At 44.6% G+C, this 12,434-nt stretch carries 12 protein-coding genes; 7 read left to right on the forward strand and 5 right to left on the reverse strand.

The window, feature by feature from the left end; all coding sequences use genetic code 11:
- Nucleotides 1-100: 100 nt before the first annotated feature.
- From H2O73_RS17480 to dnaA, 5 genes are all read right to left on the reverse strand, one after another.
- A complete protein-coding gene (locus tag H2O73_RS17480) occupies nucleotides 101-535 on the reverse strand; it encodes an Hsp20 family protein (RefSeq protein ID WP_182110217.1) in 435 nt (144 codons plus the stop codon).
- A gap of 486 nt (nucleotides 536-1,021) precedes the next feature.
- A complete protein-coding gene (gyrB, locus tag H2O73_RS17485) occupies nucleotides 1,022-3,439 on the reverse strand; it encodes a DNA topoisomerase (ATP-hydrolyzing) subunit B (protein ID WP_182110218.1) in 2,418 nt (805 codons plus the stop codon).
- 17 nt (nucleotides 3,440-3,456) lie between these two features.
- A complete protein-coding gene (gene recF, locus H2O73_RS17490; RefSeq protein WP_182110219.1) occupies nucleotides 3,457-4,536 on the reverse strand; it encodes a DNA replication/repair protein RecF in 1,080 nt (359 codons plus the stop codon).
- Nucleotide 4,537: 1 nt separating this feature from the next.
- A complete protein-coding gene (gene dnaN / locus H2O73_RS17495; RefSeq protein ID WP_182110220.1) occupies nucleotides 4,538-5,638 on the reverse strand; it encodes a DNA polymerase III subunit beta in 1,101 nt (366 codons plus the stop codon).
- 75 nt (nucleotides 5,639-5,713) lie between these two features.
- Nucleotides 5,714-7,120 (reverse strand): chromosomal replication initiator protein DnaA, encoded by a 1,407-nt coding sequence (gene dnaA, locus H2O73_RS17500; protein ID WP_182110221.1) that lies wholly within the window; start codon nucleotides 7,118-7,120, stop codon nucleotides 5,714-5,716.
- A 402-nt stretch (nucleotides 7,121-7,522) separates the two neighbouring features.
- Between dnaA and H2O73_RS17505 the strand changes: the two genes are divergently transcribed.
- From H2O73_RS17505 to yidC, 7 genes are all read left to right on the forward strand, one after another.
- Nucleotides 7,523-8,284, forward strand: coding sequence for an amino acid ABC transporter substrate-binding protein (locus tag H2O73_RS17505; protein WP_182110222.1), 762 nt, complete (start codon nucleotides 7,523-7,525; stop codon nucleotides 8,282-8,284).
- A gap of 70 nt (nucleotides 8,285-8,354) precedes the next feature.
- Nucleotides 8,355-9,026 carry an amino acid ABC transporter permease gene (locus H2O73_RS17510; RefSeq protein WP_182110223.1) on the forward strand — a complete coding sequence of 224 codons (672 nt, stop codon included), beginning with the start codon at nucleotides 8,355-8,357 and terminating at the stop codon, nucleotides 9,024-9,026.
- Nucleotides 9,023-9,760 (forward strand): amino acid ABC transporter ATP-binding protein, encoded by a 738-nt coding sequence (locus tag H2O73_RS17515; RefSeq protein ID WP_182110224.1) that lies wholly within the window; start codon nucleotides 9,023-9,025, stop codon nucleotides 9,758-9,760. The genes H2O73_RS17510 and H2O73_RS17515 overlap by 4 nt, the downstream gene beginning before the upstream one ends.
- A 228-nt stretch (nucleotides 9,761-9,988) precedes the next feature.
- Nucleotides 9,989-10,123 (forward strand): 50S ribosomal protein L34, encoded by a 135-nt coding sequence (gene rpmH / locus H2O73_RS17520; RefSeq protein WP_005378825.1) that lies wholly within the window; start codon nucleotides 9,989-9,991, stop codon nucleotides 10,121-10,123.
- A 46-nt stretch (nucleotides 10,124-10,169) separates the two neighbouring features.
- Complete coding sequence (gene rnpA, locus H2O73_RS17525) at nucleotides 10,170-10,493, forward strand: ribonuclease P protein component (RefSeq protein ID WP_246335962.1); 324 nt, start codon at nucleotides 10,170-10,172, stop codon at nucleotides 10,491-10,493.
- Nucleotides 10,460-10,717, forward strand: a complete 258-nt coding sequence (yidD, locus tag H2O73_RS17530) for a membrane protein insertion efficiency factor YidD (protein WP_182110226.1) — start codon at nucleotides 10,460-10,462, stop codon at nucleotides 10,715-10,717. The genes rnpA and yidD overlap by 34 nt, the downstream gene beginning before the upstream one ends.
- Before the next feature lie 2 nt (nucleotides 10,718-10,719).
- The gene (gene yidC / locus H2O73_RS17535) at nucleotides 10,720-12,339 is read left to right on the forward strand and encodes a membrane protein insertase YidC (protein WP_182110227.1); all 1,620 of its coding nucleotides are present in this window, start codon (nucleotides 10,720-10,722) and stop codon (nucleotides 12,337-12,339) included.
- The last annotated feature ends 95 nt before the right edge of the window (nucleotides 12,340-12,434 follow it).

Raw genomic sequence — 12,434 nt, forward strand, 5'->3', positions numbered from 1 at the left:
ACACAAGCTACACTTCACCGTACCATCAAAAAGAGCGCTTATTAGCGCTCTTTCACTCACATCTATATAGCCTACAGTGTTGTTAAGTATGACGGGAATACTAACCTTCTAGTAGGTTATTGCCATTAATCGCGATTTTACGTGGTTGCATTGCCTCTGGAATTTCGCGTTCTAAATCGATATGTAACAAGCCATTTTCCATGCTCGCCCCAACGACTTTAACGTAATCCGCTAATTGGAATTTACGCTCAAAATCTCGCTCTGCAATACCTTGATATACATAGGTTCTACCCTCTTCTACCTTACGCTCACCTTTTACGATCAGCATATTTTCTTTTTGAGTCAGATCGAGTTGCTCTTCAGCAAAGCCAGCCACCGCCATAGTAATACGGAAGTTGTGCTCATCTTTTTGCTCAATATTGTATGGAGGGTAACCGCCAGAGGTGTTTTTCGCTGATGACGCTTCCATCATATCAAATAGACGATCGAAGCCAATTGCGCTGCGGTATAAAGGAGTGAAATCTACAGTTCTCATAATGCTATCCTCTTAGTAAGCAATAGTCTTAGCCGCGAGAGTATTGAATCGATTAACGACCCTATCTGTATTACAGATCAACGACTAAGGGATCCTCATCCATTCCTCTGACTTTCAGTTAAAGTACGGGGACATGGTGATGAGTCAAATCAAATTGTCAGCGGCACTCGTTATCCTCTGCTGAGCGATACGTTGCCAACCAGTTCCAAGGTCCAATCATTGGCATCCTCTTCATTACTAGATATGCGGACTGACCAAATCCCTTTCAAGGGATTTGCAGAAAATAATTTAAGCCCTTTATTTTTGCCCCCCTTAAACGCAAAAAAGCACCGCCCAAAGGCAGTGCTTTTAAATTAAATCAGATATATTTAATTGCTTCGAGGCTAAGTTATTTCGCATTAGTTCAAGCAAGGCGCACGCAGCATACAAGTGTATGTGAGTACGCCGAACGCAGAAATCATGCGAAATAACGACGCATCAATGTGATTAAACGTCTAGGTTAGCGACTTTAAGTGCGTTCTCTTCGATGAAGTGACGACGCGGCTCAACTTGATCACCCATTAGCGTAGTGAACAATTGGTCAGCACCAACAGCATCTTCGATCGTTACTTGCATCATACGACGAGTTTCTGGGTCCATGGTTGTTTCCCATAGCTGATCTGGGTTCATCTCACCTAGACCTTTGTAGCGCTGCAGGCTTAGACCACGACGTGACTCTTTGATTAGCCAATCAAGAGCATCGACAAAGCTTGCGACTGGTTGAGTACGCTCACCACGTTTAATGTAAGCACCCTCTTCAATCAGACCATCTAATGCTTCTGATAGATCCGCTAACTTACCGTACTCTTTCGAGTTCAGTAGATCAGCACTTAGTGCGTACTCATAAGTCACACCGTGGGTACGAACCACAATCTTAGGCAGGTGAAGACCTAGCTCTGCGTGTTGCTCTACTTCAAAGTTGTATTGGCTTGCACCGACTTCTTTGGCATTAAGCTGATCAACCAGTTTCTGAGTCCAAGCTTCAACGGTTGCTGCATCTTGGCACTGCTCTGTGGTAATACGAGAAATGTACAGTAACTCATGCACTAGAGCGCGTGGGTAACGACGGCTCATACGATCCACCAGCTTGATGGTCGCATTGTATTGCTGAACAAGCTTCTCTAATGCTTCACCTGCAAGTGCTGGTGCTTCTGCGTTAACATGAAGAGCGGCATTATCTAGCGCCAAAGAGACTTGGTACTGGTTCATCGCATCTTCATCTTTGATGTACTGCTCTTGCTTACCTTTCTTCACTTTGTAAAGTGGTGGCTGAGCAATGTACACATAGCCACGCTCAATCAGCTCTGGCATTTGACGGTAGAAGAAGGTCAATAGTAGCGTACGAATGTGCGAACCATCGACGTCAGCATCCGTCATGATGATGATGTTGTGGTAACGCAGTTTGTCTGGGTTGTACTCGTCACGACCGATACCACAACCTAACGCTGTGATTAGGGTTGCTACTTCTTGTGAAGACAGCATTTTATCGAAACGTGCTTTCTCAACGTTTAGGATTTTACCTTTTAGTGGAAGAATCGCTTGGTTCTTACGGTTACGCCCCTGCTTGGCTGAACCGCCAGCAGAGTCCCCTTCCACAATGTAGAGTTCAGACAGTGCAGGATCTTTTTCCTGACAGTCTGCAAGTTTGCCTGGTAGGCCCGCTAGATCAAGCGCGCCTTTACGACGAGTCATTTCACGAGCTTTACGCGCCGCTTCACGAGCACGTGCTGCATCGATGATTTTTGAACAAACCATCTTCGCTTCAGTTGGGTTTTCCGCTAGGAATTCAGACAGTTTCTCACCCATCGCAGACTCAACCGCAGATTTCACTTCAGATGAAACCAACTTGTCTTTAGTTTGGCTTGAGAATTTTGGATCAGGCACTTTTACTGAAACAACCGCCGTTAGACCTTCACGCGCATCATCACCTGAAGTCGAAGTTTTCGCTTTCTTAGAGAAACCTTCTTTATCCATAAAGGTGTTTAGCGTACGAGTTAGTGCTGCACGGAAACCGGCTAGGTGAGTACCACCATCGCGTTGTGGAATGTTGTTGGTGAAACAGTAGATGTTTTCTTGGAAACCATCGTTCCACTGCATTGCCACTTCGACACAAGTACCATCTTCACGCTCAGTGTTGAAGTGGAATACTTTCTCATGAATTGGCGTTTTGTTGGTGTTCAAGTGAGTAACGAACGCTTGGATACCACCTTCATACATGAAGTGGTCGCTTTTATCTTCTTCGCGCTCATCTGATAGTTTGATAGAAACACCAGAGTTTAGGAATGATAATTCACGCAGACGTTTTGCTAGGATGTCGTAGTGGAACTCAACGTTAGTAAACGTTAGATCACTTGGCCAGAAGCGAATCATAGTACCGGTTTTATCAGTATCGCCTACAACCGCTAGTGGTGCTTGTGGCTCACCATGGCAGTATGTTTGCGTATGAACATGACCACCGCGGTTAATTGTAAGTTCTACTTTTTCAGACAGTGCGTTAACTACTGAAACACCTACACCGTGTAGACCACCCGATACTTTGTATGAGTTGTCATCAAATTTACCACCCGCGTGCAGAACCGTCATGATGACTTCGGCTGCCGACACTTTCTCTTCCGGGTGCATTTCAGTTGGAATACCACGACCATCATCACTAACAGAAACAGAGTTATCCTCATGGATTGTCACAATGATGTCTTTACAGTGACCTGCCAACGCTTCATCAATTGAGTTATCCACCACCTCAAAGACCATGTGGTGAAGACCGGTACCGTCGTCCGTGTCGCCGATGTACATACCTGGGCGCTTACGAACAGCGTCCAGACCCTTCAGTACTTTAATACTCGATGAATCGTAATTTTCAGACATGAGTTATCTTCCGCTATTTATAGTTGCTCTATTGTGCCATGTTCCACATGGAACATCTTGCCTTTATCGTCGTACATATCGGCAATTTGACCCTCAGTAATAGAGCTTACAAAAACTTGAGCCCCCGTCTCCTTCAAGCAGTCTGCTAGACGCTTGCGACGTTGACTATCTAATTCCGATGCAAAGTCATCAATTAGGTAAATGCATTGCTTGCCGGTCATTTCGGTAAGGTGTTGCCCTTGCGCCACGCGCAGTGCACACACCATCAGTTTTAACTGACCACGTGAAAGGACATCTTCTACGGGTGTACCGTTCACTTTTATGCGCAAGTTCGCTTTGTTAGGACCGCTAAAGGTATAACCTAACGCTTGATCGCGCTCGAAGTTATTCTCGAGGATATCTTGATAAGGCGTGTCCTTATCCCACCCTCGATAATACTTCAATTGGATATCAAATTCTGGCAAAAACGTGCGACAGATTTGTTCTGCTTTGACGCTCATTTGTTCAACGTAGAGTGCACGCCATTGACTAATATTTTCAGCCAAACGTGCCATTTCTTGATCCCAGTAGCTAAGCTCTCGATAGCTGCGGGCCGTTTTTAACAACGCATTACGTTGTTTATTCAGACGTCGAAATCGCCCCCATGCATCATAAAAAGCCGACTCGGTATGAAACACACCCCAATCGATAAATGCGCGGCGATGTTTGGGCCCATCCGTCAACAAATCAAACCCTTCCGGGTGAAGAAGTTGCAATGGTAACACTTGAGCAAGTTGCGCTAACTTTTGCCCAGATTGACCGCCTATTTTAACCTCTGTTGTACCATCGCGCTGCTTATTAATACCAATAGGTAGCTCAAATTGATCCGAGTTCAAAAAACGGCCATGTACAAACAGCTCGTCACATTCATTTTGGATCACTCGTCCAGTTAAGTTGCTCTTAAATGAACGACCATGGCCCAGTAAATAAATGGCTTCAAGCACGCTAGTCTTACCGCTACCGTTAGGTCCGATAAGAAAGTTAAAGCCTGCTGATAAATGAATATCACAGGCTTTAATGTTGCGAAACTGCTTAATAATAAGGCGAGAAAGCGGCATGCTAAAGTCGGATTGGCATCACCACGTAAAGTGCACTATCGTCATCGGCATTCTCGATTAACGCACTCGCATTGGCATCTGACATTGATATACGCACTTTTTCACAGCGTAGCGTGTTAAGTACATCCAATACATAGCTTACGTTAAAGCCAATCTCGATCGCATCACCTTCAAAGCTCACATCCAACATCTCTTCCGCTTCTTCTTGCTCAGGGTTGTTGGCAGTAATGCGCATTTCGTTATCCGCAAGGTTAACGCGCACACCACGGAACTTCTCATTGGAAAGAATCGCAGCACGTGAAAATGCTTGGCGCAATTCATCACAATTGGTTTCCAGCGTTTTACTGGTACTTTGCGGCATTACGCGGCGGTAGTCAGGGAATCGACCGTCTACCAACTTAGAGGTGAAAACAAAGTTATTCACTTCCGCACGCACGTTTGAGCTGCCAATTTGCAGCACTACTGGCTGCTCTGGTGCATCCAATAGTTTAACTAATTCTTGTACGCCTTTACGCGGAACAATAATTTGTTTGTTGGCAAATTCTGCACCCAGTTGAACCAGAGATACCGCCATACGGTGACCATCGGTCGATACGCTACGTAGGGTTGTGCCGTCAATTTCAAACAACATACCGTTAAGGTAGTAACGCACATCTTGGTTCGCCATAGAGAATTGAGTTTTCTCAATCAAACCACGCAATTCAGCTTGAGTCAGTGACACTTCTACTTCACTTTGCCAATCTTCAATGTTTGGAAAATCATTGGCAGGCAAGGTAGCTAAAGAGAAACGACTACGACCAGAGCGCACTTGCACGCGATCACCTTCTAAAACAAAAGTAATCACAGCGTCATCCGGCAGACCACGACAAATATCGAGGAATTTACGAGATGGTACGGTAATGCTACCCGCTTCAAAATCACCCTCAAGGGTGACGCGGCTGATCAGTTCGACTTCCAAATCTGTTGCGGTCATTGATAAGGTGTTTTCTTCAACCTTAAGCAGTAAGTTACCTAAAATAGGCAACGTAGGTCGTCCGCCTAAAGCGCCCGACACTTGCTGAAGTGGCTTAATTAAATGACTGCGTTCGATGGAAAATTTCATAATGCGCTCTTACTTGAATTCTTGATGGCGTTTCGATCAGTTGCTAATACTAGCAACTGTTAAGAATACAGCGAATTAAGAAGAAAGGGTACGAATCAAATTCGAGTAATCTTCTTTGATGTCGTGGCTCTCTTCACGCAATTGCTGGATCTTACGACATGCATGCAATACGGTTGTGTGGTCACGACCACCAAACGCATCGCCAATTTCAGGCAAGCTATGGTTTGTCAGCTCTTTTGCCAGTGCCATTGCCAATTGGCGAGGACGAGCAACCGAGCGAGAGCGGCGTTTAGACAATAAGTCAGCCACTTTGATTTTGTAGTATTCGGCAACCGTTTTCTGAATGTTGTCGATGGTCACTAGCTTTTCTTGTAATGCTAATAAGTCGCGTAATGCTTCACGAACAAAGTCGATAGTGATAGGACGACCAGTAAAATTGGCATTCGCTATAACACGGTTCAATGCGCCTTCAAGCTCACGAACATTTGAACGTAGACGTTTCGCAATAAAGAACGCCACTTCATCAGCAAGATGAATTTGGTGATCTTCTGCTTTCTTCATCAAGATAGCTACGCGAGTCTCTAATTCAGGCGGTTCGATCGCAACCGTTAAGCCCCAACCAAAGCGTGATTTTAGGCGATCTTCAACACCGTTGATCTCTTTTGGATAACGATCTGAAGTTAGGATGATCTGTTGATTACCTTCAAGCAGTGCGTTGAAAGTATGGAAAAATTCTTCTTGAGAGCGCTCTTTATTAGCAAAAAATTGAATGTCATCGATAAGCAATGCATCCACACTACGGTAGTAGCGTTTAAACTCTTCAATCGCGTTGTTTTGCAGCGCTTTTACCATATCTTGCACAAAACGCTCAGAGTGCATGTAAACCACTTTCGCGTTTGGCTTATTGTCGACAATGGCATTACCCACAGCGTGCAGAAGGTGCGTTTTACCTAAACCCGTACCACCATACAAAAACAATGGATTGTATGCGGCTCCTGGATTATCAGCCACTTGGCGTGCAGCAGCCAAACCCAGTTGGTTCGACTTACCTTCAACGAAGTTATTAAATTTGTGTTTCGGATTCACATTCGAGCGGTGATTTATGTTTGCCATCGCCTGTGCATCATCATCCCACGTCTTATGTACCGGCTTACGCGCTTGCAGCTGTGCTGGCGCTGAAGATTCAGCTGCTACATCTGCTGGTGTACGTTTTGGTGCCGGTGTCGGCGCGACGATGCGACGGCTCCCTACTTCAAAACGTAAATTGGGAATATCGTTACCACAATACTCTTGCAGTAGACGATTGATGCTATTGAGATACTTATCGCGAACCCAATCCAGAACAAAACGGTTAGGTGCAAACAAAGTGAGTGTATTGTCATTAAGCTCCGCCTGTAACGGACGTACCCACATACTAAATTCTGTAGCTGGTAGTTCTTCTTGAAGCTGTTGCAAACATTGCAACCAAAGCGAAGATGACACAGGAACCCCACTCGAGATAATTGATCGGAAAAGAGGAGCGATTTTACCTGTTGATAACCAAGATCTCCAGCAATTGATCGATGATCCAGTGAATAAGATCTAAGTTATTCACAATTTCCTGGTAATTATTCGACGGATCATCACACCTAATCCCTTTTTTACCCACAAATTGATCCACATTTGCCCTTTTTTACACAGATCCTGCTTTTGGTGATAACTCTGTGAATGGCGTTTATTTTTTACCTGCTTATCCACAACGTTGGATCATCCCTGAACTGTCATCAATTTTACTGCTCAATTAATAAACTTATTACTAAGCCGTCTAGGTTATCGCTCTTAGTTATTTATCTAAATTAAATCTCGTATGTAGTATTCGAAACCATAAATTTATGAGGATGTAATATGAAAAACTGGATAAAAACAACAATTGCGACCATCGCCCTTTCGACTGCGGCTATCCAAGCTTCGGCTGAAACCATGATTGATGAAGTTAAGGTTGGTATGTCTGGCCGTTACTTCCCATTTACTTTTGTTGAAAAAGACAAACTGCAGGGGTTTGAAGTTGACCTTTGGGATGAGATAGGTAAACGCAATGGCTACCAAGTTGAGTATGTCACGGCCAGTTTTTCAGGATTATTTGGTCTGCTTGAAACCGGACGCATTGATACCATTTCTAACCAAATCACTATTACCGATGCGCGCAAAGCAAAATACTTGTTTGCTGACCCATACGTAGTGGATGGTGCACAAATTACGGTTCGTAAAGGCAATAACACCATTCAGTCAATCGACGATCTAGCAGGTAAAACCGTGGCGGTAAACCTAGGTTCAAACTTTGAGCAACTGCTGCGCCAATACGATAAAGACTCGCAGATCAATATTAAGACTTACGACACCGGTATTGAACACGATGTCGCGCTTGGTCGAGCAGACGCTTTTGTTATGGATCGACTGTCGGCATTGGAACTGATCAAAAAAACCGGTCTACCATTAGAGCTCGCAGGTGAACCGTTTGAGACTATTCAAAATGCTTGGCCATTTGTGAATAACGCGCGTGGTCAACAACTGCAAACTGAAGTCAACAAAGCGCTGGGTGAGATGCGCGCAGATGGCACATTAGCGACCATCTCTGAAAAATGGTTTGGTGCCGACATTACTCACTAGATTCATCAACCACTTGTCGTAACTGTAAAGGTGGAATGGTATTCCACCTTTTCTTTTCTGGATAATATTTATGGGATTCGATTTTAATTACATGCTGGAGCTGATGCCGATTCTGCTTAAGTATCTTGGCACCACCATGGAAATGGCGACATGGGGATTAGTGTTTTCACTGATTTTATCCGTCATATTAGCCAATATTCGCGTATTTCGTATCCCAGTACTGGATCAACTCAGCCAGCTCTACATCAGCTTTTTCCGTGGCACGCCATTATTAGTACAGCTATTCCTGCTCTATTACGGTCTACCTCAAGTTTTCCCTATTATGGTCGGAATCGATGCCTTTAGTGCCGCAGTGATCGGTTTAACCTTACACTTTGCTGCCTACATGGCAGAGAGCATTCGCGCCGCCATTATCGGCATTGACCGAAGCCAAATGGAAGCAAGCTTGTCGGTAGGTATGACAAAAACTCAAGCGATGCGCCGAATTATTCTTCCACAAGCTACCCGTGTCGCGCTGCCTTCTTTAATGAACTATTTCATCGACATGATTAAGTCTACATCGCTGGCATTTACACTAGGTGTGGCAGAAATCATGGCCAAGGCACAAATGGAAGCTTCATCCAGTTTCCGTTTTTTCGAAGCGTTCTTAGCTGTCGCTCTGATTTATTGGGGAGTCGTCGTCATTCTCACTCGGGTACAAATTTGGGCTGAAGCGAAGTTAAACAAGGCATATCAACGATGATCAAACTGAACAATATTCATAAACGCTTTGGCGAAACCGAAGTATTAAAAGGCATTGATCTTACGATTAAAAAAGGTGAGATCATCGTTATCATTGGCTCTAGTGGTACGGGTAAATCAACGCTACTGCGCTGTGTCAATTTTCTTGAGCAAGCCGATCAAGGCATTATTACCATTGATGATGTGTCGGTTGATAGTGAGAAACACACTCAAGCTGAAGTGCTCGCCTTACGTCGTAAAACCGGTTTTGTTTTTCAAAACTACGCGCTTTTTGCTCATATGACCGCGAGGCAAAACATCGCTGAAGGTTTGATTACGGTACGAGGTTGGAAAAAATCCGATGCTTTAGCCCGTGCACAGCAAATCTTAGACGACATAGGGCTAAGCGATAAAGGCGACAGCTACCCAGCCGCATTATCTGGCGGGCAACAACAACGAGTTGGCATTGGTCGTGCGATGGCGCTGCAGCCAGAATTATTGTTATTTGATGAGCCGACCTCAGCACTGGATCCTGAATGGGTTGGTGAAGTACTGAATTTGATGAAACAGTTAGCTAACCAACATCAAACCATGCTGGTGGTCACTCATGAAATGCAATTTGCCAAGGAGGTTGCCGATCGGGTGATCTTCATGGCTGAGGGAAATATCGTTGAACAAGGATCGCCAGAGGCTATTTTTAACCATCCACGCGATCCAAAACTGAAAAAATTCCTCAATCAAGTAGGAATTGAGTAAAGATCCAGCATAAGGATCGTATGATCCTTGAGATTTTGCTCACACTACGTATAATCGCCCGACGCGGAATTTCACACACATGAGTCGTTGACACAATTTGTGAGTGTGATTACAATTCCGCCTCTTTGTTGAGAGGCGTCGGTTGTCCTCTGTATATATAAAGAAGACTACACGCCCACGCCGGGTTAACTAAAGAACCTAAAACTACTGATCAGTAAGGTAATTATCATGAAACGCACTTTTCAACCTACAGTTCTAAAGCGCAAGCGTACTCACGGCTTCCGTGCACGCATGGCAACTAAGAACGGTCGTAAAGTAATTAATGCACGTCGTGCTAAAGGCCGTGCGCGCCTGTCAAAATAATCATTAGTTTATTTTGAATACGTACGCGTTCAATCGGGAGTTACGTTTGTTAACTCCCGAGCATTATAAAAAAGTCTTCCAGCAAGCTCACCGAGCAGGCTCACCTCACTTCACCATCATTGCACGCAATAATGACCTATCTCATCCTAGACTAGGTTTAGCCGTTCCGAAAAAGCAAATCAAAACTGCTGTCGGTCGTAACCGCTTCAAGCGTCTTGCACGTGAAAGCTTCCGCAACAATCAACATAACCTTCCAAATAAAGATTTTGTTGTTATTGCGAAGAAAAGCGCACAAGATTTAACCAATGATGAAATGTTCCAATTGTTTGATAAGCTATGGCAACGACTGTCTCGCCCATCACGTGGCTAGCAATCGGAGTAGTCCGACTTTATCAAGGTCTTATTAGTCCGCTTATCGGACCACGGTGTCGTTTTCACCCAACATGCTCAACTTACGCTGTAGAAGCACTGAAAGCTCACGGTTTTGTAAAAGGATGTTGGTTATCTAGCAAACGTCTATTAAAATGCCACCCTCTAAATGAAGGGGGCTTTGACCCCGTTCCACCAGTTCAAAAACAAGACAGAGATAAATAACGATGGATTCTCAACGTAATATCCTGTTAATCGCATTGGCTTTGGTCTCCTTCCTACTTTACCAGCAATGGAATGTAGCTAAGAATCCAGCTCCTCAAGCGATTGAACAGGCTCAATCAAGCAGTTCCCTACCTGCACCATCTTTTGCCGATGAGCTTGACCCTGCGCCATCTCAGCAGGCAACAGCGAAAGCGATTACTGTAACAACGGATGTATTAACTCTGTCTATTGATACGGTTGGTGGTGATATTGTTCAGGCAGACCTTAACAAATACAGTGCTGAACTAGATTCAACTGCGTTATTTGAACTACTTAAGAATGAAGCTGGTCACCAGTTCATTGCACAAAGTGGTCTTGTGGGTCCACAAGGTATTGACCTTAGCAGCACAAACCGCCCTCATTACGCCGTTAGCGCAGACAGCTTCAAACTAGCTGAAGGTCAAGATGAACTACGCGTTCCTATGACTTACGCTGCAAATGGCATTGAGTACACTAAAACGTTCATTCTAAAACGTGGCAGCTACGCTGTTGACGTTGAATACGATGTAGTGAACAACTCTGGTAACAACGCGACTTTCGGTATGTACGCTCACCTACGTCAAAACGTAATGGATGACGGCGGCAGCATCACGATGCCAACATACCGCGGTGGTGCATACTCTACAGAAGATACCAAGTACAAAAAATACAGCTTCGATGATATGCAAGATCGCAACCTGTCTATCAACCTGACTGATGGTCAAGGTTGGGCAGCGATGATCCAGCACTACTTCGCAACAGCTTGGATTCCTCGTGATGAACCAGGTACTAACCTATACACTCGCGTAATTGGCAACCTAGCGGACATCGGTGTTCGTATGCCAAACAAAACAATCGCGAATGGCGAAAACGCTGAAATGACAGCAACACTATGGGTAGGTCCAAAACTTCAAGACCAAATGGCTGAAGTAGCACCAAACCTAGACCTAGTTGTCGATTACGGTTGGTTATGGTTTATCGCTAAACCTCTACACTGGTTGCTATCAACGATTCATGGTTTCGTTGGCAACTGGGGTGTAGCTATCATGCTACTAACATTTGTTGTTCGTGGTGCGATGTACCCGCTAACAAAAGCTCAGTACACCTCAATGGCTAAAATGCGCATGCTACAACCTAAGTTGGCAGCAATGCGTGAGCGTATTGGCGATGACCGCCAGCGTATGAGCCAAGAAATGATGGAACTGTACAAGAAAGAGAAAGTAAACCCGTTAGGCGGTTGTTTACCTCTGATTCTACAGATGCCTATCTTCATTGCTCTATACTGGGCACTTATGGAGTCGGTTGAGCTACGTCACTCACCATTCTTCGGTTGGATTCACGACTTATCAGCGCAAGACCCATACTACATCTTGCCACTACTGATGGGTGCGTCGATGTTCATGATTCAAAAAATGAGCCCAACAACAGTTACAGACCCTATGCAGCAGAAGATCATGACCTTTATGCCGGTTATGTTTACCTTCTTCTTCCTGTTCTTCCCATCAGGTCTGGTTCTGTACTGGTTGGTATCAAACATCGTTACACTTATCCAGCAGTCACTGATTTACAAGTCTCTGGAAAAGAAAGGCTTACACACTAAGTAAGTTCTAATCCAAAACAAAGGCGACCAAAAGGTCGCCTTTTTTATTGCAGCTGATTACAATTCAGCTAATCGCATTATTTAGGCTCCATTGAGCCG

Origin of the sequence: Vibrio marinisediminis (assembly GCF_014050145.1) — a bacterium.
Classification (GTDB): Bacteria; Pseudomonadota; Gammaproteobacteria; order Enterobacterales; family Vibrionaceae; genus Vibrio; species Vibrio marinisediminis.

Excerpts from the sequence above, each read along its gene's own strand:
- H2O73_RS17480 (WP_182110217.1), bottom strand. The coding sequence starts at position 535 with ATGAGAACTGTAGATTTCACTCCTTTATACCGCAGCGCAATTGGCTTC.
- gyrB (WP_182110218.1), bottom strand. The coding sequence starts at position 3,439 with ATGTCTGAAAATTACGATTCATCGAGTATTAAAGTACTGAAGGGTCTG.
- recF (WP_182110219.1), bottom strand. The coding sequence starts at position 4,536 with ATGCCGCTTTCTCGCCTTATTATTAAGCAGTTTCGCAACATTAAAGCC.
- dnaN (WP_182110220.1), bottom strand. The coding sequence starts at position 5,638 with ATGAAATTTTCCATCGAACGCAGTCATTTAATTAAGCCACTTCAGCAA.
- H2O73_RS17505 (WP_182110222.1), top strand. The coding sequence starts at position 7,523 with ATGAAAAACTGGATAAAAACAACAATTGCGACCATCGCCCTTTCGACT.
- H2O73_RS17510 (WP_182110223.1), top strand. The coding sequence starts at position 8,355 with ATGGGATTCGATTTTAATTACATGCTGGAGCTGATGCCGATTCTGCTT.
- H2O73_RS17515 (WP_182110224.1), top strand. The coding sequence starts at position 9,023 with ATGATCAAACTGAACAATATTCATAAACGCTTTGGCGAAACCGAAGTA.
- rpmH (WP_005378825.1), top strand. The coding sequence starts at position 9,989 with ATGAAACGCACTTTTCAACCTACAGTTCTAAAGCGCAAGCGTACTCAC.
- yidD (WP_182110226.1), top strand. The coding sequence starts at position 10,460 with ATGGCAACGACTGTCTCGCCCATCACGTGGCTAGCAATCGGAGTAGTC.
- yidC (WP_182110227.1), top strand. The coding sequence starts at position 10,720 with ATGGATTCTCAACGTAATATCCTGTTAATCGCATTGGCTTTGGTCTCC.